General features: G+C 71.5%; 19 protein-coding genes and 1 tRNA gene. 8 read left to right on the top strand and 12 right to left on the bottom strand.

The features are described from left to right. Positions 1-155 precede the first annotated feature (155 nt). Entirely contained in the window at positions 156-2,312 is a 2,157-nt protein-coding gene (locus ACTWPP_RS25840; RefSeq protein WP_443106933.1) for an MMPL family transporter, read from the top strand. 205 nt (positions 2,313-2,517) lie between these two features. On the opposite strand, the gene ACTWPP_RS25835 is transcribed toward ACTWPP_RS25840, so the two are convergent. Beyond that, on the bottom strand, positions 2,518-3,909 hold the full coding sequence (locus ACTWPP_RS25835; protein ID WP_443106932.1) for a cystathionine beta-synthase: 1,392 nt from the start codon (positions 3,907-3,909) through the stop codon (positions 2,518-2,520). A 187-nt stretch (positions 3,910-4,096) separates the two neighbouring features. Between ACTWPP_RS25835 and ACTWPP_RS25830 the strand changes: the two genes are divergently transcribed. The 3 genes from ACTWPP_RS25830 to ACTWPP_RS25820 all read left to right on the top strand — a co-directional run bounded on the left by ACTWPP_RS25830 (position 4,097) and on the right by ACTWPP_RS25820 (position 7,252). Then, positions 4,097-5,098, top strand: a complete 1,002-nt coding sequence (locus tag ACTWPP_RS25830; protein ID WP_443106931.1) for an SGNH/GDSL hydrolase family protein — start codon at positions 4,097-4,099, stop codon at positions 5,096-5,098. 501 nt (positions 5,099-5,599) lie between these two features. Further along, positions 5,600-6,820 carry an acetyl-CoA C-acetyltransferase gene (locus tag ACTWPP_RS25825; RefSeq protein ID WP_443106930.1) on the top strand — a complete coding sequence of 407 codons (1,221 nt, stop codon included), beginning with the start codon at positions 5,600-5,602 and terminating at the stop codon, positions 6,818-6,820. A 204-nt stretch (positions 6,821-7,024) separates the two neighbouring features. Further along, a complete protein-coding gene (locus ACTWPP_RS25820; RefSeq protein WP_443106929.1) occupies positions 7,025-7,252 on the top strand; it encodes a DUF4287 domain-containing protein in 228 nt (75 codons plus the stop codon). Positions 7,253-7,550: 298 nt separating this feature from the next. On the opposite strand, the gene ACTWPP_RS25815 is transcribed toward ACTWPP_RS25820, so the two are convergent. From ACTWPP_RS25815 to ACTWPP_RS25800, 4 genes are all read right to left on the bottom strand, one after another. Beyond that, the gene (locus tag ACTWPP_RS25815; RefSeq protein WP_443106928.1) at positions 7,551-8,411 is read right to left on the bottom strand and encodes a Bax inhibitor-1/YccA family protein; all 861 of its coding nucleotides are present in this window, start codon (positions 8,409-8,411) and stop codon (positions 7,551-7,553) included. Between the two features lie 76 nt (positions 8,412-8,487). Next, positions 8,488-8,563, bottom strand: a tRNA-Leu gene (locus ACTWPP_RS25810). Positions 8,564-8,580: 17 nt separating this feature from the next. Next, on the bottom strand, positions 8,581-9,969 hold the full coding sequence (locus ACTWPP_RS25805) for a class I SAM-dependent methyltransferase (protein WP_443106927.1): 1,389 nt from the start codon (positions 9,967-9,969) through the stop codon (positions 8,581-8,583). A gap of 57 nt (positions 9,970-10,026) precedes the next feature. Next, the gene (locus tag ACTWPP_RS25800) at positions 10,027-11,322 is read right to left on the bottom strand and encodes an NAD(P)/FAD-dependent oxidoreductase (protein WP_443106999.1); all 1,296 of its coding nucleotides are present in this window, start codon (positions 11,320-11,322) and stop codon (positions 10,027-10,029) included. A 457-nt stretch (positions 11,323-11,779) separates the two neighbouring features. On the opposite strand from ACTWPP_RS25800, the gene ACTWPP_RS25795 reads away from it, so the two are divergent. Both ACTWPP_RS25795 and ACTWPP_RS25790 read left to right on the top strand, forming a co-directional pair. After that, positions 11,780-12,025 (top strand): hypothetical protein, encoded by a 246-nt coding sequence (locus tag ACTWPP_RS25795; protein ID WP_443106926.1) that lies wholly within the window; start codon positions 11,780-11,782, stop codon positions 12,023-12,025. 61 nt (positions 12,026-12,086) lie between these two features. Continuing rightward, positions 12,087-12,485 (top strand): DUF4232 domain-containing protein, encoded by a 399-nt coding sequence (locus ACTWPP_RS25790; RefSeq protein WP_443106925.1) that lies wholly within the window; start codon positions 12,087-12,089, stop codon positions 12,483-12,485. On the opposite strand, the gene ACTWPP_RS25785 is transcribed toward ACTWPP_RS25790, so the two are convergent. Then, positions 12,482-13,303, bottom strand: coding sequence for a uracil-DNA glycosylase (locus tag ACTWPP_RS25785; RefSeq protein WP_443106924.1), 822 nt, complete (start codon positions 13,301-13,303; stop codon positions 12,482-12,484). The genes ACTWPP_RS25790 and ACTWPP_RS25785 overlap by 4 nt on opposite strands. 137 nt (positions 13,304-13,440) lie before the next feature. Between ACTWPP_RS25785 and ACTWPP_RS25780 the strand changes: the two genes are divergently transcribed. After that, complete coding sequence (locus ACTWPP_RS25780; protein ID WP_443106923.1) at positions 13,441-14,229, top strand: DUF2510 domain-containing protein; 789 nt, start codon at positions 13,441-13,443, stop codon at positions 14,227-14,229. A gap of 39 nt (positions 14,230-14,268) precedes the next feature. On the opposite strand, the gene ACTWPP_RS25775 is transcribed toward ACTWPP_RS25780, so the two are convergent. From ACTWPP_RS25775 to eno, 4 genes are all read right to left on the bottom strand, one after another. Then, positions 14,269-15,219, bottom strand: a complete 951-nt coding sequence (locus ACTWPP_RS25775) for a Ppx/GppA phosphatase family protein (RefSeq protein ID WP_443106922.1) — start codon at positions 15,217-15,219, stop codon at positions 14,269-14,271. Beyond that, positions 15,216-15,767 carry a DUF501 domain-containing protein gene (locus ACTWPP_RS25770; protein WP_443106921.1) on the bottom strand — a complete coding sequence of 184 codons (552 nt, stop codon included), beginning with the start codon at positions 15,765-15,767 and terminating at the stop codon, positions 15,216-15,218. The genes ACTWPP_RS25775 and ACTWPP_RS25770 overlap by 4 nt, the downstream gene beginning before the upstream one ends. A gap of 80 nt (positions 15,768-15,847) precedes the next feature. Continuing rightward, on the bottom strand, positions 15,848-16,363 hold the full coding sequence (locus tag ACTWPP_RS25765; RefSeq protein ID WP_443106920.1) for a septum formation initiator family protein: 516 nt from the start codon (positions 16,361-16,363) through the stop codon (positions 15,848-15,850). After that, the gene (gene eno, locus ACTWPP_RS25760) at positions 16,363-17,646 is read right to left on the bottom strand and encodes a phosphopyruvate hydratase (protein WP_443106919.1); all 1,284 of its coding nucleotides are present in this window, start codon (positions 17,644-17,646) and stop codon (positions 16,363-16,365) included. The genes ACTWPP_RS25765 and eno overlap by 1 nt, the downstream gene beginning before the upstream one ends. Positions 17,647-17,987: 341 nt before the next feature. Between eno and ACTWPP_RS25755 the strand changes: the two genes are divergently transcribed. Continuing rightward, on the top strand, positions 17,988-19,331 hold the full coding sequence (locus tag ACTWPP_RS25755) for a sensor histidine kinase (protein ID WP_443106918.1): 1,344 nt from the start codon (positions 17,988-17,990) through the stop codon (positions 19,329-19,331). 56 nt (positions 19,332-19,387) lie between these two features. Here ACTWPP_RS25755 and ACTWPP_RS25750 read toward each other — a convergent pair whose 3' ends face one another. Continuing rightward, positions 19,388-19,618, bottom strand: coding sequence for a hypothetical protein (locus ACTWPP_RS25750; protein WP_443106917.1), 231 nt, complete (start codon positions 19,616-19,618; stop codon positions 19,388-19,390). A 58-nt stretch (positions 19,619-19,676) separates the two neighbouring features. Then, positions 19,677-20,621, bottom strand: coding sequence for an NADP-dependent oxidoreductase (locus ACTWPP_RS25745; RefSeq protein WP_443106916.1), 945 nt, complete (start codon positions 20,619-20,621; stop codon positions 19,677-19,679). Between the last annotated feature and the right edge of the window lie 100 nt (positions 20,622-20,721).

The following is a 20,721-nucleotide window of genomic DNA, read 5'->3' as shown; positions in this document are numbered from 1 at the left end:
CCACCCCGCTCCCCTCCTAGAGGATGAGGCGCTCCCCCGGAGGTATCAGCCCGCATTTCAGCGCAGCGGGTGACCCCAACGCCCCGTCCGTTCTCTACCGTTTTACAGGTATCCCTTTGACCTTGATTCCCATCACCCTGAACTGAGGAAGCCCCATGTTCGCTCGGCTCGCGCGCTTCGTCGTGAGACACCCGTGGTGGACGATCGCGGCCTGGCTCGTGACCGCGGTCCTCGTCATCACCCTGTCCCCCAAGCTCACCACCGAGTCCGACCAGGGCGAGTTCCTGCCGTCCGGGTACGAGTCCGTCCAGGCCACCGAGATCGCGGAGAAGGCGTTCCCGGAGCAGGCGGGGCTGACATCACTGATCGTGGTGCAGCGCACCGACGGCGGGAAGATCACGCCGGCGGACAGCGCCAAGATCGCCGAAACGGCCAAGAACCTGACGGCGAAGGACTACCCGACGGTCCAGGGCTTCACGACCGGCCCCGAGGCGGTCGCCCCCAACAAGAGCATCCAGCTCATCAGCGTGCCGATGGAGATGGTGGCCGGGGACGCGGCGCTGGACCAGAGCCAGGCCATCAAGGACATCCGCGCCGAACTGCCAAAGCAGCTCGGCGGCGGGCTTGAGGCCAAGGTCGGCGGTGAGGTCGCGGCGTGGGTGGACAACGAGGACTCCTTCACCCAGTCCTTCGCGCTCATCACCATCGCCACCTTCGCACTGATCATCGGACTGATCCTGCTGATCTTCCGGGCGCCGCTGGCGGCGATCCTTCCGATCATCGTGATCATCGCGACCGAGCAGATGTCGATGGGCCTGATCGGCGCCGCGTCCAAGCTGCTGGACTTCTCCGGTGACGACAGCCTGCAGATCATCCTGACCATCGTGATGTTCGGCGTCGGCGCCGACTACTACCTGTTCCTGCTGTTCCGCTACCGGGAGCGGCTGCGCGCCGGCGAGGACCGCAAGACCGCGCTGATCTCGGCGGTGGAGCGGGTCGGCGAGGTCATCACCTCCGCGGCGGCCGCGATCGCGGTCACGTTCCTGGTGCTGATGCTGGCGTCCTTCGGCATCTTCGCCGCCTGGGGCCCGTCGCTCGCCATCGGCGTCGTGGTGATGGGCATCACCTCGCTGACGCTGTTCCCCGCGATCCTGTCGCTGATCGGCCCGGCGGTGTTCTGGCCGTCCAAGTCCTGGAAGAAGCAGCCGAAGGGCACCACCTCGGCCCGGCTCGGCCGGATGGTCGGCGCGCGTCCGGCCCTGGTCGCGATCGGGGCGGGCGCCCTGCTGGTCGCGCTGGCGTCCGGCGCGATCGGCTTCAAGTCCGACTACGACTTCCAGTCCAGCTTCCCGCAGGACACCGAGTCCGCCCAGGCCACCGAGGACATGAAGAAGGGCTTCCCGGCCGGGCAGAACACGCCGGTGCAGGTGATGGTCCGCTCCACCGACGGGCAGCCGCTGACCGAGGCCGAGCTGAACGCCTTCGGGCAGCAGGCCGAATCGCTGCCCGGCGTCGGCGGCGTCGCACCGGCGCAGCTCAGCAAGGCCGATCCGAAGCTGGGCCAGGTCAACCTGATCCTGGACGGCAACCCGGTCAACAACGAATCGATCAACCTGGTCAAGAACGACCTCGGACCGGCCGTGCACGACATCGCGCCACAGGGCTCCGAGGTGTTCGTCGGCGGCGAGACCGCGATCTACAGCGACATCAACAAGGTGGTCAACCGGGACCTGTCGGTGATCCTGCCGGTCGCCGGGGTGCTCATCGCGCTGATCCTGCTGATGCTGCTGCGCTCCGTGGTCGCCCCGCTGTACCTGGTCCCGGCGGTGCTGCTGGGCTTCGCCGCGACCATGGGATCCGCGGTGTACGTCTTCCAGGGACTGCTGGGCCAGCCCGGTGAGATCTTCCACCTGCCGATCATGCTGTATCTGTTCGTGCTGGCCATCGGGACCGACTACAACATCCTGATGACCGCGAGGCTGCGGGAGGAGGCCAAGGAGGGCCACGAGCCGCGCAAGGCCGCCGCGCTGGCGGTCGAGCACGGCGGGCCGACGGTCGCCGCGGCCGGGCTGATCCTGGCCGGCACGTTCTCGGTGATGCTGCTGGCCAAGGTGTCGATGCTGCAGCAGATGGGCTTCTCCATCGCGCTGGGGATCGCGCTGTCGGCCTTCGTCATGGCGATCTTCCTGGTGCCGGGCATGACCGCGCTTCTGGGCCGCAAGGCCTGGTGGCCGGGTCACGGGGACGAGCCGAAGAAGGAGCTCAAGCCCGCCGACACGCGGGAGGACTTCGCCCCGTCCGGGCAGCGGTAGCCCGGCGCCCATAGACGTCGGGTTGCGGAGCCCGGCCCGAAATGCCGCCCACCGGCCGGGCTCCGCAACCCGACACCTTTCGGGGAAGAACGAGGCGCCGGAGACCACGACGGTCTCCGGCGCCTCTGTTCGTCCGGCTGTGCCTCGGCCGGGCCCCCCGCCGCCGGGCCTTGCGGGCGGTGGGGACGGCGTCGCGCGGCGTCCGTCAGGTGGTGGACGCGGCCAGGAAGGCGAGGAGGTCCTGGCGGGTGACGAGGCCCTTGGGCTTGCCGTCCACGAGGACGACGGCCGCACCGGACTTCTCCAGCACGCCCACGGCCTTGCTGACCGGCTCACCGGACCCGAGCGTCGGCAGCGGCTCCGACATGTGCTGCTCGACCGGCTCGGCCAGCTTGCCGCGCTCCCGGACGAGGATGTCGAGCAGGTCGCTCTCCACCACGGAGCCGACCACCTCGGCCGCCATGACCGGCGGCTCCTCCTTCATCACCGGAAGCTGCGACACCTCGTACTCGCGCATGATCGAGATCGCGGTCTGCACGCTCTCGTGCGGGTGGACGTGCACGAACTCCGGCAGCGTGCGGCTCTTGCGGGTGAGCACCTCGCCGACCCGGGCCTCCTCGGTGGACGGGATGAGGAATCCGTAGTCCGCCATCCACTCGTCGTTGAAGATCTTCGTGAGGTAGCCGCGGCCGCCGTCGGGCAGCAGCACCACGATCACCGCGTCGGGGTCGGCCCGCGCGGCGACGCGCAGCGCGGCGACGACCGCCATCCCGCAGGACCCGCCGACCAGCAGCGCCTCCTCGCGGGCCAGCCGCCGGGTCATGTTGAACGAGTCCTTGTCGGACACCGCGATGATCTCGTCGCAGACGTCCCGGTCGTAGGTCTCGGGCCAGATGTCCTCGCCGACGCCCTCGATGAGGTAGGGCCGGCCGGTGCCGCCGGAGTACACCGACCCCTCGGGGTCCACCCCGACGATCTTCACCTGCCCGCCGGAGACCTCCTTGAGGTACTTCCCGGTGCCGCTGACGGTGCCGCCGGTGCCGATGCCCGCCACGAAGTGCGTGACGCGGCCCTCGGTCTGCTCCCAGATCTCCGGTCCCGTCGTCTCGTAGTGCGAGCGGGGGTTCTGCTGGTTGGTGTACTGGTTCGGCTTCCACGCGCCGGGGATCTCCGCGGCAAGCCGGTCCGACACCGAGTAGTAGGAGTCGGGGTGCTCGGGCGACACCGCCGACGGGCACACCACGACCTCCGCGCCGTACGCGCGCAGCACGTCGATCTTGTCCTTGGCGACCTTGTCGGGGCAGACGAAGACGCAGCGGTAGCCGCGCTCCTGCGCCACGATGGCGAGCCCGACGCCGGTGTTGCCGGACGTCGGTTCGACGATCGTGCCGTTCGGCCGCAGTTCGCCGGACTGCTCGGCCGCGTCGATCATGCGGACCGCGATGCGGTCCTTCACCGAGCCACCGGGGTTGAAGTACTCCACCTTGGCGAGCACCTGCGGCCGCCGGCCGCCGGTCGTGCTGTCGCCGATCACCTTGCGCAGTCGAACGAGCGGGGTGTTGCCCATCAGTTCGACGAGCGAATCGTGTACGTGCACCGCGACATCCTTGTCGTTCAGTGTGTTGATCTGAGCGTTGCGTCCCTGCTCAGCCCGCCTGTCCGGCGGGTTACCGGACGCGGGACCGGATGGATCCTCTACTCCCGACGGTAGCCGAGACCGGTGCCCGCAGGCATCAACCTCCGGGGCCGGGGGTAGGAAGTTAATCACGGAGGGTCAGCGGAGCATGTTGAGAGCATTCAAAGCGCGCCGGATCGCGGCGGCCGCGGCGTACGGCGGCGGGGGCATCACGGCCCTCGGCGGCATCACGTTCGGGCTGGTCGTGATGGAGGCCAAGCTCGCCCGCAGGATGATAACGGCGACGCCCAACGGCGACCCGCCGGTGGCCGACGGCCTGTACGGCGGGACGCTCGGCGGCGCCCCGCTGTCCCTGGTCATGATCGGTGACTCCACCGCCGCCGGCCTCGGCGTGCACACCCCGGACGAGACGCCCGCCGCGCTCCTCGCGGCGGGGCTGTCGGCGATCGCGGACCGTCCCGTCCGGCTGACGAACGTCGCCCGCTCCGGGTCCCGCTCGCAGGCGCTCCGCGGACAGATCGACCGGGCGCTGCAAGCCCGCCCCGACATCGCCGTCATCATGATCGGCGGCAATGACGTGACCGGGCGGGTGCCGCCCGCCGAGTCCGTCCGCCACCTCGCCGACGCCGTCGAACGACTCCGCGCCAGGGGCAGCCACGTCGTCGTCGGCACCTGTCCCGACCTCGGCACCGTCAAGCCGCTGATGCAGCCGCTCAGGTTCATCGCCCGCCGCGCCAGCCGCCAGCTCGCCGCCGCCCAGACCATCGCGGTCGTCGAGCGCGGCGCCCGCTCGGTGTCGCTCGGCGACCTGCTCGGCCGCGAGTTCGCCGCCGACCCGCGCTCGATGTTCAGCGAGGACCGCTATCACCCGTCCGCCCGGGGATACGCCGCCGCGTGCGCCGCGGTCCTGCCGTCGATGGCGTCCGCGCTGGGCCTGGAGCCCGACTTCGGCGACCGCCTCGGCGACGGCGTCCTCCCGGTCTACCTCGCGGCGGCCGAGGCCGCCGAGGTGTCGGGCACCGAAGTGAGCGGCGCTTCCGTGGAGGGCAAGGAACGCGGCCCCCGCGGCCGCTGGGCCACCCTCCTGCGCCGCCGTACGGTCACCGCGGGCGACGCGTCACCCACCCCGGCGACGCACGACCCCGCCTGACAAGCGGCCAACGTTCGTCACTTTCAGCAACACTTCGCTTCCAAGTGTGATATTCCCGAGGTGACAGCGCCATCCGGCTCTACCCCCGGGAGTCTCCATGGGAGCGCAGAAGGACCCGCACGACGCACCCGCCATCCGTGCGTTCGCGACCGAAGTGACCGCCTGGCGCGAGCAGACCGGCCTGAAGAGAACACGCACCGGGTCGGCCGCCGCCCGCGCTTGCGGCGGCCGAGGCCGGTGGCGTGAAGTTCAGGGTCCGGCGATCGCCGTCCCGCCCACATGGGACGGGCGTCATCACCGGTCCGGGAATCCGCAGGTCGATGAGTAAGCCGACACTTATTGTACTCATTGTCAACACTGTGCGGGGGCACATTGTACGAGAGCGGGGGCGGCCGGTTAGATTGCTGGTGACCGGCGAGTAACAGCGTCACGGGAACACATGTCCCACGGACACGCTGCCCGCTCGCCGACAGAACGGCCGCTGAGACAGGAGACCCGCACATGCCCGAGGCAGTCATCGTCGCAACCGCGCGCTCGCCGATCGGCCGCGCATTCAAGGGGTCGCTCAAGGACATGCGGCCCGACGACCTCACCGCCCAGATGATCACCGCCGCGATGGCGAAGGTCCCCGAGCTGGACCCGAGCCAGATCGACGACCTCCTGCTCGGCTGCGGCCTGCCCGGCGGCGAGCAGGGCTACAACATGGGACGGGTCGTGTCCGTGCTGCTGGGCTGGGACAACGTGCCCGGCGCCACCATCACCCGGTACTGCTCGTCCTCGCTGCAGACGACCCGGATGGCGCTGCACGCGATCCGCTCCGGCGAGGCCGACGTCATCGTGTCGGCGGGCGTCGAGACCGTCAGCCGCTTCGCCAAGGGCAGCAGCGACGGCCTCCCCGACACGCAGAACCCGCAGTTCGCCGACGCCGAGGCCCGCACCGCGAAGGCCGGCGAGGGCGGCGCGGCCGTGTGGCACGACCCGCGTGAGGACGGCAACCTGCCCGACATCTACATCGCGATGGGCCAGACCGCCGAGAACGTGGCCGGGATGCGCGGGGTGTCCCGGCAGGCGCAGGACGAGTTCGGCGTCCGCTCGCAGAACCTCGCCGAGAAGGCCCTCGCCAACGGGTTCTGGGAGAAGGACATCACCCCGGTGACGCTGCCGGACGGCACCGTCGTCGCGAACGACGACGGTCCCCGCCCCGGCACCACCTACGAGAAGGTCTCGCAGCTCCAGCCGGTGTTCCGGCCGGACGGGACGGTCACCGCCGGCAACTGCTGCCCGCTGAACGACGGCGCGGCCGCGGTCGTCGTCATGAGCGACACCAAGGCCGCCGAACTCGGCGTCACCCCGCTGGCCCGGATCGTGTCGACCGGCGTCACCGGCCTGTCTCCCGAGATCATGGGCCTCGGCCCGGTCGACGCGTCGAGGCGTGCACTGGCCCGGGCCGGCATGACCATCGGCGACATCGACCTCGTCGAGATCAACGAGGCGTTCGCCGCGCAGGTGCTGCCGTCCGCCGAGGACCTCGGCATCGACATCGACAAGCTGAACGTCAACGGCGGCGCCATCGCCGTCGGCCACCCGTTCGGCATGACCGGCGCACGCATCACCTCCACGCTTCTCAACGGACTGAAGTTCCACGACAAGCAGTTCGGGCTTGAGACGATGTGCGTGGGCGGCGGCCAGGGCATGGCGATGGTCCTGGAGCGCCTTTCCTGACGACCTCGGCGGTGGCCCCGCACAGAGTCGCCCGCCCACGTTCGCAGGGCGGCCTCTGTGCGGGCCACCTGCGCGTTTCCGGAGAACATCCCCGTTATTCACGATCTACGTAACGTAATAGATAGGTGGCCGTTAGGGGGTTGTCACATCCGGTCTCCTGTTGCAGAGTCAGCAGGGAAGAGCCCCGCGACCTGGAGGTGCCAATTGTCACTGAACCACTCGCCGGAGACGCACAGCAAGCTGATAGCCCGCATTCCGCAAGTCACAGGACGTGACATCCCCGAGTGGTTCACCGCCATCGAGAACGGCCCGTCGTTCACCCGCTGCGAGGAACGCAGCTCCTGGCTGGCCGAAGAGCACAACCTCTCCCACGGCTACGCGTCGGCCCTGGTGCGCGAGCACGAGCGCACCCGCCGCGCGCGGCACTACTGAGTCACCCTCCGGCGCGTTCCGCCGACCGGCCGGCCCGCCGGGGCTGAGGACGACTCACCGGAAGAACTTCATACGGACCTTCCTCATATGGACCTTCTCCATATGACCTGGGTGGGATCCCGCCAACGGATGCCCCCGCCGTCGTGCCGCCATGCCGCGCCACGACCCTGGCGCAGAGATCCCACACAGATCAGCCCCGCGCCGCCCGGCGCGGGGCTGATCATCGTCTAGGGCCTGTTCGTCGGGGACTGTTGGGTCGGGGCCTGCCTCGCCCGGGCCTGCCTCGTCCGGGCGTCGGCTAGTCCCGGCCGCCGTAGAAGTAGCTGAGCAGGCGCAGCATCTCCAGGTAGATCCACACGAGCGCCAGCACCAGCCCGAACGCGCAGTACCAGGCGAACTTCTCCGGTGCCCCGCTGCGGACGCCCTGCTCGATCGAGTCGAAGTCCAGCAGCAGGAAGAAGCAGCCGACGAGGATCGCGACGACGCTGAACACGTAGGCGAGCGGGTTGCCGGGGTCGCGGATGCCGAGCCCCTCGTCGGAGCCGAAGGCGTTCATCAGCAGATTGATGATCATCAGGCTGATCAGCGCCACCGCCGCCGCCATGGTGAACTTGGCGAACTTGGGCGTGACCCGGACGATCCGCAGCGCGTAGACGGCGAGTGTGGCGGCGAACGCCAGTGCCGTCCCGATCACGGCCTGGAAGACCACGCCGTGGAAGAGGTCGTTGTAGGTGTGGCTGATGATCCCGACGACGACACCGTAGACCGCCGCGAACGTCAGGACCATCGGCGCGTTGGCCTTGCGGCCGAACGTGATGAACGCCCAGATTCCGATCTGGGCGATGAGCGCGACGACCAGGACGGGGATGGCGAGCCCGGGCGGCACCAGCACCCACGCCGCGGCCGCCGTGAGGACGAGGGTGACCAGGGTCATGAATCCGCGGACGACGACGTCGTCCATGGTCATCGGCCTGGTGTCCGGTGGCGCGTAGCCCGGTGGGGCGTAGCCCGGTGGGGCGTAGCCCGGCGCCGGATGACCCGCGCCTCCCTGGTGCTGCGTGCCGTATCCCGGGGAACCGTAGGCGGGCGCGCCGTAGCCCGCACCTCCGGCCCGCTGCTCGAAGGCGTTTCCCCGGAACGCCGGGTTCCTGCTCTCCATCAGAGCCTCCACTTCGGCCGACCTGGCCCTCCAGTCTAAGCGTGAAAGCGTTCACGATCAGCCGGACCCGCCACGTTGGTGCCCCTGGTCGGACTCGAACCGACACGTTGGCTCTTTTAGGGAGCCCGCCTCTGCCATTGGGCTACAGGGGCGGCGTCATCATATCGAGTCAGCGGCTCGTCACGGTGGGTCCCTCCGCCGGGTCCGGGCCGGAACGGGTTCCCCGGCCTCGGTGTTTCGCACGAATCTCGTGCCTGCCGATCCGGCCGTTCTCGCAGGCCAGCGCGGACGTGACGAGGTACAGCAGCCAGACGCGGGCCCGGCCGGGTCCGGCCAGCTCCACGCATTCGCCCCAGTGCCGCTGGAGGCCCGCGGCCCAGGCGCGCAGCGTCCGCGCGTGCTGCTCGCGCAGCGCCGCCACACTCCGCACTTCGAGGCCCGCCTCCTCCAGCTCGCCGGCGAGCGCGCCGAGCGGCCGCGGCTCGCCCTCGTCCGGGAACATGTAGCCGCTGGTGAACGTGCGCCTGTTCCGGGGCGGTCCTGGAGGGCGCACCGGCTGCTGGAGGACGAGCCGTCCACCGGGTGCGAGCAGTTCGGACAGCCGGGCCGCGGGACGGTCGAGGAACGCCGCGTCCGCCAGCCCGACGATCGCGTCGTAGGGGCCGTCGCCCGCCTCGGACAGATCCCAGCCGCGGGCCTCGACGTCGGTCCCGGTGTCGGCGGCCATCGCGCGGACGCGGCCGGCCTGTTCGGAGGTGCGGGCCAGCCCGACGACCCTGGCGCCGTGCCGGACGGCGGCGTTCCGGGCGAACGCGCCCCAGCCGCAGTTCAGGTCGAGGAGCCGGGCGCCGGGGAACAGCCCGAGCGCCTCGGCGACGGCTTCGTGGGCGGCGGACTGGGCGGCGTCCAGGCCGCGGTGCGGGTCGGCGTGCGGGTCGGCGTGCGGGTCCCAGTACCCGGTGCCGTGCGCGAGCCCGTCCCCGAAGAGCCGGGCGAAGAACGCGGCGGGCTCCTTCATCGGCCCGGCGTGCGCGGCCTGCCCGGCGCCCTGCCGTTCGGCGCGGCCGGGCGCCGACTCCTCAGGCGGCGCCTTCGGCTCGGGCCCGACGGCGCCGAGGGTGACCGCGGTGCGCACGATGTCGCGCTTGTCGTCGCCGCTCAGCCGGCTCGGCTCGGCGCCGCCGCCCATCACCCGCTGGACGGCGTCGAGGGCGGCGAAGGCGTCCCCCTCGATGTCCAGTTCGCCGGCGACGTAGGCGCGGACGAATCCCAGCTCGCCGGGCTTCCACAGCAGCCGCCGCAGCGCCCGCCGGTGCTTGATGACGAACGCGGGGGCGCCCGGTGGTCCGATGGTGCTGCCGTCCCAGGCCTGGACCCGGATCGGCAGCCCCTCCACGGACTCGCGCGCCTCCGCCAGCATGATCTTGGTGAGCAGCGGGCCCAGCCGGGCCGCGACACCGCCCGCCCGTTCCACCTCGGCGAGCGGGGCCTCCGCGGGCGGGGCCGCCGCCTCGAGTTCCGCTCGCGCCTCGTTCCAGGTGGCGTCTCCGTCGTGCATGGTGAGGGCACGCCTCCTCCGCGGACGGTGCCGGCCGGACGCCGGCCGGTCAGGCGGTCACAGGTCCCGGCGCCGGCCGGCCGCGAGCTCGAACTCATGGCGGGGCCGCTCCAGCTCGCCGAGCGAGACGATCTCGCGCCGGAAGAAGAAGGCGAGCGTCCAGTCCATGGTGATCCGGAACTTGCGGTTGACGGTCGGCATCCGAGACAGATGGTAGGTGCGGTGCATCAACCATGCGGGGAGGCCGCGCAGCTTGAGCCCGTAGACGTTCGCCACGCCTTTGTGCAGGCCAAGGCTCGCCACCGAGCCGACGTAGGCGTGCACGTACGGCTTGCGGGGCTTTCCGCGCAGATCCGCCACGATGTTGTCACCGAGGCGCTTGGCTTGCCTGACCGCGTGCTGGGCGTTCGGCGCGGTGAACTCACCGGTGTCGGTGAGGTCGGGGACGGCCGCGTTGTCCCCCGCCGCGTAGACGTGCTCCAGCCCGTCGACGGTCAGTTCGGCGGTCGCCTTGACGCGTCCCTTGTCGTCCAGCGGCAGGTCGCTGTCCTTCACGACGGGGTGCGGTTTCACACCGGCCGTCCAGACGAGCGTCCCGGCGTCGAACTCGTCGCCGTCGCTCAGTACGATGTGCCGCCCCTCGGCGGACTTCAGCAGCGTCTCCAGCTTGACCTCGATGCCGCGGCGGCGCAGCGCCTCCGCGGTCCAGCGGCCCATCTCCGGCCCCACCTCGGGCAGGATCCTGTCGGTCGCCTCGACCATCAGCCACCGCATCTCGCCCGGGTCGATCGTCGGGTACCACTTGCAGGCGTCCCGCGCCATGTCCTCCAGTTCGGCCATGGCCTCGACGCCCGCGAACCCCGCCCCGACGAACACGAACGTCAGCGCCCGCCTCCGCACGTGCTCGTCGCCCGCGTTGGACGCGGCGATGTCGAGCTGGTGAAGGACGTGGTTGCGCAGGAAGATCGCCTCTTCGACGGTCTTGAAGCCGATCCCGCAGTCGGCGAGGCCCGGGATCGGCAGCGTCCGCGAGATGGAGCCGAGGGCGACCACGAGCATGTCGTAGCCGACGTCCCGCTCCGGGACGCCGGCGGTGCCGGTGCCCGCGGGGCACACCGCGACCCGCCTGGCGGCGTGGTCGATCCGCGTCACGTACCCGTTCATGATGCGGCAGCGTCCGAGGACCTTCCGCAGCGGCGCGACGACATGGCGGGGCTCCAGGTTCCCCGCCGCGGCCTCGGGGAGGAACGGCTGGTAGGTCATGTAGGACTGCGGGTCGATGACGGTGACGGCGACCTCGCCGCGGCGCAGTTCGGCCCGCAGCCTGCGCTGCAGGCGCAGGGCCGTGTACATGCCGACGTACCCGCCGCCGATGATCACGATGTGCTTCGCGGAGTCGGTGTCCTTCGCGGAGTCGGTGTCCTTCGCGGAGTCGGTGTCCTTCGCGGAGTCGGTGTCCTTCGCGGAGTCGGTGTCCTTGGCGGAGACCGTGGTGCGCTCGGATGGCATATCAAGGGCGATACCCGCATATATAGCTTGCTCACCACTTCGCCCGATTCATGAACTTCATCGTCCGGTCCCGCATCTCACCCGATGTATCACCGAAGACGGTGGGACAGGGCCGGACGGGGGCGTCAAGCGGCCCGGGCGGCGGACCGGATACGGGGAACCGGCCGCCGCACGGGCCGCTCGGCCAGGCCCTGCCCCGCCGTCTGCCGGTTCAACGGGGAAGGGCGAAGATGAGCAGGACTCGAATGCCGCGGATGATTCTGGGGACGTCGGCGGCGGCCGTGACCATCGCACTCGCGGGATGCGGTTCCACCTCGAACGCGGGCCCGGCCGCGGCCGAGGTCAGCAGCTCGGCGACACCGACAAGCTCGTCAACGGCCGAAACCCCGGGATCGGGCACGGGATCGGGCTCGCCTGCGACGGAATCGCCCTCCACCGGCTCACCGGGCACCGGAACCGGCGACGGATCGGGAACCGGAAGCGGCGCTGGAACCGGCGACGGATCAGGGACGGGGACGGGGACGGGAACCGGCACCGGGACCGGTGAAGCGCCGGGGGACGGCCTCGGCGGAGACGGCGATGGGGACCATCCGCTCTGCACCAGCGACATGCTCAGCGCACGCCTCTCCAACAGAAACTTCGTGGAGACCAACCGCTACGTGACGCTCATCCTGACCAACACGTCCGGGAGCACATGCAAACTCCGCGGCTTCGCCAGCCTTCAGCTGGTCAACGACGGCGGGCTCGTTGAGACGAGGGTCAGGCAACACGGCACGCCCCGTACGGTCACGCTTCGGAGCCACGACTGGGCCTACGAACGACTCCACTGGACGTCGGAGCACGCCAGTGACGAGAGCGTTCCATGCCAGCCCACCGCGACCACCCTGCAGGTCTACACGCTGTACCAGACCCGGCCTCTCACGGCGTTCTGGAACAACGGCCCGGTCTGCCAACACGGGACGATCTGGCTCACCCCCATCACGCCGAACTCGACGCCCGGCTACTAGCGATGGTCACGGGCGCGGGTCAAGACGGCGTCCAGCATCTCCTCCGTGACCCGCCCCGTGAAGGTGTTCTGCTGGCTCGGGTGGTAGCAGCCCAGCATCAGCACGGGGTCGCGCCGCGCCACCGAAGGCGGCGGCACCAGCTCGACCTCGGCGCCGTGACCGAACTTCGGCCGGGGACGCGGCACCCCGTACCCGGCCTGCTTCAGCGCCGGCCACACTCCCTGCCAGGCGAACCCGCCGAGGCACACGATGCAGCGGACGCTCGGCGCGACCATCTCGACCTCGCGGGACAGCCACGGCAGGCACGTCGTGCGCTCCAGCGGCGTCGGCTTGTTGTCGGGCGGGGCGCAGCGGACGGTCGCCGCCATCCGCGCGCCGATCAGCCGCTGCCCGTCGCCCGCGTGCACGCTGGTCGGCAGCGCGGCGAGACCCACCCGGTGCAGCGACGCGAACAGCCAGTCGCCCGAGCGGTCCCCGGTGAAGATCCGCCCGGTGCGGTTGCCGCCGTGCGCGGCCGGGGCGAGCCCGACGATCAGGATCCGCGGCTCCGGCTCACCCCATCCGGCGATGGGACGGCCCCAGTACTCCTCGTCCGCGAACGCCCGGCGCCGCTGGACCGCGACCCTCTCCCGCCACTCCACCAGCCGGTCGCAGGCGCGGCACACCGACTGCCGGGCGCACAGCTCGTCCAGACCCGGCGCCTTGGCCGCCAGTTCGATGACGTCGCCGGTGCCGTGGGCGACGGGGGTGTCCGGGGCGGCGGGGTCCTCGGGCCACCCGGAGCCGGGCGGCACGAACGGGGCGTTGGCGGTCGGCATACCATCGATCGTCGCACGCCACAGGCGGTGGCCGGGTTCCGCCCATGTCTCTGCAGAAGCGGTATCGATCGGTACGATGCGTTCGCCGGTCGGGGAGGCGGGTGTCCGGCACGCCTAAGGCGAAGCGGAGGCAGGCAGTGTCGCAACCGGGCTGGTATCCAGACCCCTACGGCACTGGCAGCCTGCGCTGGTGGGACGGCCGGAACTGGACCGAGCGGCTCAACCCGGAGCCGTCGCGCCCACCGCGGGTGCGGCTCCCCCGGGAGGAGCAGCGGTCGCGGGGCCAGGAGGAACAGGCCCCGTGGACGACCTACGCGGCCCCGGAGCAGGCGAGCTGGAGCACCCGGCCCGCCGTCGCGCCGCTGGACGTGAATGTGCGCGGCCTGCACCTGCACGCCGACGACCAGATCGTCGCGTACGGGAACACCTCGCTCGCCTGGCCCCACGTGGAGTGGGTGGCGTACTGGGCGGCGGAGCGACCGGCCGGATACGGCCATGTCCCCGGCACCCAGTGGGTCTTCCAGGCGGGCCGGTACCCGTTCCGCGCCGGCCCCCGCGTGGAGGTCGTCATCGAAACGGACGCCCTGGCCACGGGCACGGCCGCAGGGCAGGGCGAGCCGGAACACGTGTGGGGCCGGCTGATCCAGCTGTGCCAGGAGCACGCCGAGCGGCGGCTCGTCGCCGAGCTGGCGGGGCGGGTCCGGGCGGGCGAGTCGATCGACGTGGCGCAGGGGCTCACCGTCCACCCGGGCGGCGTCCGCGGCAACCGGGTCTCGCTGAGCTGGTCGGCGATCTCCGGCGCCACGGTGGACAGCGGCCGGGTGTGGATCCAGCAGTCCAGCAGCGCCTCGCCGATCCTCTACGTCCCCCAGCAGAACCCGAACGCGGTCCTGATCCCGGCCCTGCTGGCACAGCTCAAGCAGTGAGTGCGCGCGGCGTACGGCGGGCCGCCGGGGTCGGCGGGGTCAGACGAGCGACCAGGCGATGCCGTCCAGGATGTCGTGTTCGCTGACGACGACCGCGCCGAAACCGTACTCCCGCATGATCCGGTCCAGGATCAGGGCGCCCGCGCCGATCACGTCGACCCGGCCCGGGTGCATGACGCCGAACTCGGCGCGTTCTGCGCGGGTGGCGTGCAGCAGCCGCCGCGTGACCTCGTGCACCTGGGTGGCGGTGATCCGGGACAGGTGAATGCGGGACGCGTCGTACTCCGGCAGGTCGAGCGCGATCCCGGCGACCGTGGTGACCGAGCCGGCGAGGCCGACGAGCGTGCGGGCCTCGTCCACCGGCACGGTCTCGCGGACGGCGGCGAGGGCCGCGTCGATGTCGGCGGCGGCGCCGGAGATCTGCAGGGGCGTCGGCGGGTCGCCGTCCTTCAGGTGCCGTTCGGTCATCCGGACGCAGCCGATGTCGATCGAGCGCGCGGCGTCGGCGGAGGAGGTGCCGACGACGAACTCGGTGGAGCCGCCGCCGATGTCGACGACCAGGTAGGGGCGGGCGGGGCGCAGCGCGGCCAGTTCCCGGGTGGCGCCGAGGAACGACAGTTCGGCCTCCTCGTCCCCGCTGATCACCTCGGGGACGACGCCGAAGATGTCGACGACGCCGTTGACGAAGTCGGCCCGGTTCTCGGCGTCGCGGGTGGCGCTGGTCGCCACGACCCTGGTCTTGATCGGGCCCTGCCGGGTCCGGGCACCGTGCCGCTCGATCATGTCCGAGTAGCCGCGCATCGCGGCGAAGGTGCGTTCCAGCGCGGCGGGCGACAGCCGCCCGGTCTCGTCGACGCCCTCCCCGAGCCGGACGATCTCCATCCGGCGTTCGACGTCGGTGAGCGTCCCGCCGCCCTCGCCGGGGACGATGTCGGCGATGAGGAGGCGGACGGAGTTCGTCCCGCAGTCGATGGCCGCGACGCGCGTCACCGTTCCTCCCCTTGATCCGCCTGGTCCCCCTGATCCGCCCGGTCCCCCTGATCCGCCTGGACGCAGGGACCGGAGCGCCACCACTCCGGGAGCGCGTCCAGCGCCTCACGCCCGAACGGGTTCGCGCCGGGCACGGCCAGCTCGTGGGCGACGAGGGCGTGCAGGCACTTGACGCGCTCGGGCATGCCGCCCGCGCTCTGCGTGTCCTCGGGCAGCGGCTCGACGCCGTCCTCGCGGGCCGCCTCGCCGCGGCGGCGCAGGTAGTCCTCGTGGGCGGCGGTGTAGGCGGTCTTCAACTTCGGGTCGCCGGCGAGCCGGTCCTGCATCTCCCGCATGAGGCCGCCGCCCTCCAGGGTCCCGATGGCCGAGGCGGCCTTCGGGCACGTCAGGTAGAACAGCGTCGGAAAGGGCGTCCCGTCGGGAAGCCTCGGCGCCGTCTCGATCACGGCGGGCAGCCCGCACGGGCAACGGCCCGCCACTCCGCGGACACCGCGTGGCTCCCGCCCGAGCTGGGCCGCTACCGCGGCCCTGTCCCCTGCTTCCATCATGTACGTCCCCACCCGCGGATCTCGCGTCCGGTCCTCCCGCCGGGCGCGTCCGGCACCGTCCCGCCCAGCCGCGGGACGGGTCAGCGCGGCCTGTCGGCCGCCTCCACCGACCGCCACAGCGTCTCGTACCACGGCGGCCTGCTCGTCGGCCCGCCCTTGCGGGCCGCTCGCCCGTCGCCGCCGCCACCGTCCAGCACGATGTAGCACTTTACGTCAGGACGGCAGTAATGGAGTCTTCGCGTCGCCTCACGCTCAATGTACGACTTATCCCCGAGTTGCTGCTTGCGTTGGGCGAGAATCTCCACCTGGCGGCGGGCCACCGCCTCCTTCTGCCGGAGGTCGGCGATCTCCTTGCGCTGGGCGATGTACTCCCGCACGGGATAGGCCAGGCTCAACGCTATCGCGCACATCACCACGGCAAGGATGGCCGCGCGGCTGGTCAGCGCCGGATTGCCGCGGCGCATGCCGCCCGCGCGGCCGTCCTCGTGGTCGTCGCCACGAGCGTCGGCACGGTCGTCGTCGCGGTCTCCGCGCCCGTCCCCGCGCCCGTCTCCGCGCCCGTCCCCGGGGCCCGCCCGGTCGTCGCCCCGCGCCATCAGCCCTGCGCGTCGAAGCGCGGGAACGCGGCGGCGCCGGCGTAGCGCGCGGCGTCGTCCAGCAGCTCCTCGATGCGCAGCAGCTGGTTGTACTTGGCGACCCTGTCGCTGCGGGCCGGGGCGCCGGTCTTGATCTGGCCACAGTTGGTCGCGACGGCCAGGTCGGCGATCGTGGTGTCCTCGGTCTCGCCGGACCGGTGGCTCATCATGCAGCGGTAGCCGCTGGTCTGCGCGAGCGAGACGGCGTCGAGGGTCTCGCTGAGCGTGCCGATCTGGTTGACCTTGACCAGCAACCCGTTGGCGGCACGCGCCTTGATGCCGCGGGCGAGCCGCTCGGGGTTGGTGACGAACAGGTCGTCGCCGACGATCTGGACGCGGTCGCCGACCGCGGCGGTGAGGCCCTCCCAGCCGGCCCAGTCCTCCTCGTCGAGCGGGTCCTCGATGGAGACCAGCGGGTACTCCGAGACCAGCTCGCCGTAGTAGGCGGCCATGTCGTCGGAGTTCCGCTTGGTTCCCTCGAAGGTGTACTGGCCGCCCGCGTGGAACTCGGTGGCGGCGACGTCCAGGGCGAGCCCGATGTCGCGTCCGGGGGCGAAGCCCGCCTTGCGGATCGCCTCCATGATCAGGTCGAGCGCGTCCCGGTTGCTCGGCAGCTCCGGCGCGAACCCGCCCTCGTCGCCGAGGCCGGTGTTCAGGCCCTTGGCCTTCAGCACCGACTTCAGCGCGTGGTAGGTCTCGGCGCCCCAGCGCAGCGCCTCGGCGAAGGTGGCCGCGCCGATCGGCGCGATCATGAACTCCTGGATGTCGACATTGGTGTCGGCGTGCGCGCCGCCGTTCAGGATGTTCATCATCGGGACGGGCAGCAGGTGCGCGTTCGGCCCGCCCACGTAGCGGAACAGCGGGAGGCCCGCGGAGTCGGCGGCGGCCTTCGCGACGGCCAGGCTGACGCCGAGGATCGCGTTGGCGCCGAGCGCCGACTTGCCGGGCGTGCCGTCGAGGTCGACCAGCAGCTGGTCGATCAGCCGCTGGTCGGACGCCGGGTAGCCGACGAGCTTCTCGTCGATGGTCTCGTTGACGGCCTTGACCGCGTTCCGGACGCCCTTGCCGCCGTAGCGCTCACCCCCGTCCCGCAGCTCGACGGCCTCGAACTGGCCGGTGGAGGCCCCGCTCGGCACGGCGGCGTGCGCCTCGGTCCCATCGGCGAGCAGGACCTCGACCTCGACGGTCGGATTGCCGCGGGAGTCGAGGATCTCCCGGGCGAGTACGGCCTCGATCGACGACACGGGCAACCCCCTGGTGGTGCGAGTGATCTGACATGCATCGGTCTGGTGCGGTCACCGAGCCTATCCGCGCGCCCCCCGCACCGCCCAACGGGCTCGCCGTCGCCCGGCCGGACGGCTCACATATCGGACGGTCGCCACAAACCATCCCGACCCGGGACCTGCACGGCCCACCGGGGGCACAGGGCGGCCTGAACGATCTTTTACCCGCCGCCCACGGTCGCGTTTGCCCCGTTCAGGCAAGAAATCACGGGTACTGGCAGGAACGTGAACGCACCCGGGAGGTCGTCATAGGTGTCCGGCCCCGGCCTTCCGCGGGCCTGAACCGCTGGATCTGGCGGGCCGTGCTGCATCACCCCGAGATTCGGATCCGGGTGACGCTGACGGCCGCGCTGGTGGCCCTGATCCTGTCGACGGCGCTGTGCGCGGTGCTGCTCACCATGGTCAGGCGGCAGGCGATCAGCGACACCGTGCGGGACCTGGCGCGTGAGGGACGCCGGGTGACGACGGCGATGACCACCGGGGCCCTGGAGGAGGCGATCGAGCGGCCGGATGACGTGCTCCAGCAGGTGGTCGACGTGAACGGCAACGTGATCGCCGCCTCCCCGAGGATGCGGGGACGCGCGCCCGTGCGGTTCCCCCCGCCGCCGGCGGCCGACGATCGCCGCGACGGCCGCATCTGCGGCATCGACGCCCCCGGAGCCGAGTGCTTCCTCATCGTCGAGTACCGCGTCGGCGTGGCCCGGGACACGCGGTTCGTGTACTCGCTGACACCCATGCCGGGCCTGTTCCCGCGTCCGCTGACGGCGGCCCTGCTCATGCTCGGCGTCCCGTTCATCACCGGCCTGGTCTCCTTCGGGATGTGGGTGGCGGCGAGCCGCGCGCTCCGGCCGGTCGACGTGATCCGCCGGGAACTCGACGAGATCACCGCCACGGATCTGGAGCGCCGGGTGCCGCACCCGGCCCGCCGCGACGAGGTGGGGATGCTCGCCGAGAGCATCAACGCGACCCTCGACCGGCTGGAGCAGGCGGTCGCGCGGCAGCGCGCGTTCGTCTCCGACGTCTCCCACGAGCTGCGCAGCCCCCTCGCCGCGCTGCGGATGGAACTGGAACTCGCGCTGTCGGCGCCCGAGGAGACCGACATGGCCCAGACGCTGCGGGCCATCCTGATCAACACCGACCGGCTGGCGGCGGTCGTGGACGACCTGCTGGCGCTGGCCCGCCTGGAGGCCGACCGGAACTTCCAGCGCGAGACGGTGGACCTGACCGAGCTGACGGACCAGGAAGTACTGCGCCGCCCCCGCCGCGCCCAGGTGACCGTGCTGTCGGAGGGGGCGGTGACGGTGCCGGGCGGGCGCGGCGAGCTGGCGCGGCTGCTGACGAACCTGATCGACAACGCCGTCCGGCACGCGGAGCGCGAGGTGACGGTGATCCTGCGCCTGGAGTCGCCCTCGACCGCGGTCGTCGAGGTGATCGACGACGGCATCGGCATCGCGCCGGAGGACCGCGAGCGGGTGTTCGAGCGCTTCACCCGGCTGGCCGAGGGCCAGCACCGCGACGCCGGAGGCACCGGCCTCGGCCTGGCGATCTCCCGCGACATCGCCGAGGCGCACCGCGGCTCGCTGATCCTCACCGACCGCACCGACGGGGTCCCCGGCGCCCGTTTCGTCCTGCGGCTGCCGCGGTGAACCCCCTGCCCTGACGCGGCCCGCCGCGCCGGGGCGGGCCGCGTCAGGGCGGGCCGTCAGGAGATCCCGAGCTCGCCGCGGAGCCGTTCGCGTTCGGACTCCAGCAGCTCGATCTGGCCCTCCAGCTCCTCGCGGGCGGCGAGGTACTGGCCGGAGTCGGCGAAGTCCGTGGCGTCGCCGGGCGGCGCGGGAAGTTCGGCGCGCAGCCGGTCGAGGGTCTCGTCGAGGTCGCGGAGCCGGGTCCGCCGGTCGTCGCCGCCGGCCTCGTTCATGCTGCTCTGGTTCATGTGATCCTCCCGTGGGTCTGCATGCCCGTGACGCGGTGGTCCTCACCCGCGCGGGCGATCAGATGCGGATCACGGTCTTGCCGCGGGCGCCGCCGGCCCGGTTGGCGGCCAGCGCTTCGGGCGCGTCCTCCAGCGACACCTCGCGTTCGACCCGGACCCGCAGCTCGCCCGCGTCGATGAGGTCGGACAGCCGGTCCAGCAGCCCGGCCGTCGGGTCGCTGTCGAGGTTGACCCCGCGCAGCCCCTGCGCCTCCATCGAGTCGGGGTTCACCGACCAGACGGAACTGATGTACGTCCCGCCGGGACGCAGCAGCTGCGCGAGGGCCTCGGTGCCCGTGGTGTCGCCGACCATGTCGAGGACGGCGTCGATCCCGTCGTCGTGGACGGCCAGCACCTGGGCGTTGAGGTCGCCCTTGGAGTGGTCGACGGTCTCGTCCGCGCCGAGCCGCCGCATCGTCCCCGACATGTCGTCGCGGGCGGTCGCGATGACCTTGGCGCCCTCCCGGGCGGCGAGCTGCACCACGCCCTGCCCGACGCCGCCGGTCGCCCCCACGACGAGGACGGTCTGCCCGGCCTCCACCCGCGCCTCCTCCACCATGTCGAGGGCCGCCGTGCTCGCGGTCGGCACCGCCGCGGCGTGCGTGTAGATCATGCCCTCCGGGATCCTGGCGACGGGCCCGTCGTCGCGGGCGATGGCGTACTCGGCGAACGCGCCGAGGCCCCGGTCCTCCATGGCGAAGGTCCCGTAGACCTGCTCGCCGTGCCGCAGCCGGGTCACGTCCTCGCCGACCGCCTCCACGACGCCGGCGCCGTCATGGCCCAGGATCAGCGGGAAGGACGCGTCGATGGAGTCCTTGAACATGCCGTCGGCGATCCTCCAGTCGACCGGGTTCAGCCCGGCCGCGATCATCTTCACGAGGATCTCGCCCGGCCCCGGCTCCGGGCGCGGCAGGTTCATCGGCGCCGGTGTGGCCCCGTACTCGGACACGGCGATGGCTCGCATGACGATCGTCCCCCCGATCGGCTCAGCAGGGGTCTGACACCCCGCCACGTGATCTACCCGGCCGCGGGACGATCACACAGGTCAGAGGCACAGGTCGGCA

The organism is Actinomadura sp. 3N407, from assembly GCF_052245875.1.
In the GTDB taxonomy this organism is placed as follows: domain Bacteria; phylum Actinomycetota; class Actinomycetes; order Streptosporangiales; family Streptosporangiaceae; genus Spirillospora.
The sequence above is the reverse complement of the archived record's forward strand: the minus strand, read 5'-3'. Positions and strand labels throughout refer to the sequence as shown.

Excerpts from the sequence above, each read along its gene's own strand:
- ACTWPP_RS25840 (WP_443106933.1), top strand. The coding sequence starts at position 156 with ATGTTCGCTCGGCTCGCGCGCTTCGTCGTGAGACACCCGTGGTGGACG.
- ACTWPP_RS25830 (WP_443106931.1), top strand. The coding sequence starts at position 4,097 with ATGTTGAGAGCATTCAAAGCGCGCCGGATCGCGGCGGCCGCGGCGTAC.
- ACTWPP_RS25825 (WP_443106930.1), top strand. The coding sequence starts at position 5,600 with ATGCCCGAGGCAGTCATCGTCGCAACCGCGCGCTCGCCGATCGGCCGC.
- ACTWPP_RS25815 (WP_443106928.1), bottom strand. The coding sequence starts at position 8,411 with ATGGAGAGCAGGAACCCGGCGTTCCGGGGAAACGCCTTCGAGCAGCGG.
- ACTWPP_RS25805 (WP_443106927.1), bottom strand. The coding sequence starts at position 9,969 with ATGCACGACGGAGACGCCACCTGGAACGAGGCGCGAGCGGAACTCGAG.
- ACTWPP_RS25800 (WP_443106999.1), bottom strand. The coding sequence starts at position 11,322 with ATGTACACGGCCCTGCGCCTGCAGCGCAGGCTGCGGGCCGAACTGCGC.
- ACTWPP_RS25795 (WP_443106926.1), top strand. The coding sequence starts at position 11,780 with ATGCGGTTCCACCTCGAACGCGGGCCCGGCCGCGGCCGAGGTCAGCAG.
- ACTWPP_RS25790 (WP_443106925.1), top strand. The coding sequence starts at position 12,087 with ATGCTCAGCGCACGCCTCTCCAACAGAAACTTCGTGGAGACCAACCGC.
- ACTWPP_RS25785 (WP_443106924.1), bottom strand. The coding sequence starts at position 13,303 with ATGCCGACCGCCAACGCCCCGTTCGTGCCGCCCGGCTCCGGGTGGCCC.
- ACTWPP_RS25770 (WP_443106921.1), bottom strand. The coding sequence starts at position 15,767 with ATGATGGAAGCAGGGGACAGGGCCGCGGTAGCGGCCCAGCTCGGGCGG.
- ACTWPP_RS25765 (WP_443106920.1), bottom strand. The coding sequence starts at position 16,363 with ATGGCGCGGGGCGACGACCGGGCGGGCCCCGGGGACGGGCGCGGAGAC.
- ACTWPP_RS25750 (WP_443106917.1), bottom strand. The coding sequence starts at position 19,618 with ATGAACCAGAGCAGCATGAACGAGGCCGGCGGCGACGACCGGCGGACC.
- ACTWPP_RS25745 (WP_443106916.1), bottom strand. The coding sequence starts at position 20,621 with ATGCGAGCCATCGCCGTGTCCGAGTACGGGGCCACACCGGCGCCGATG.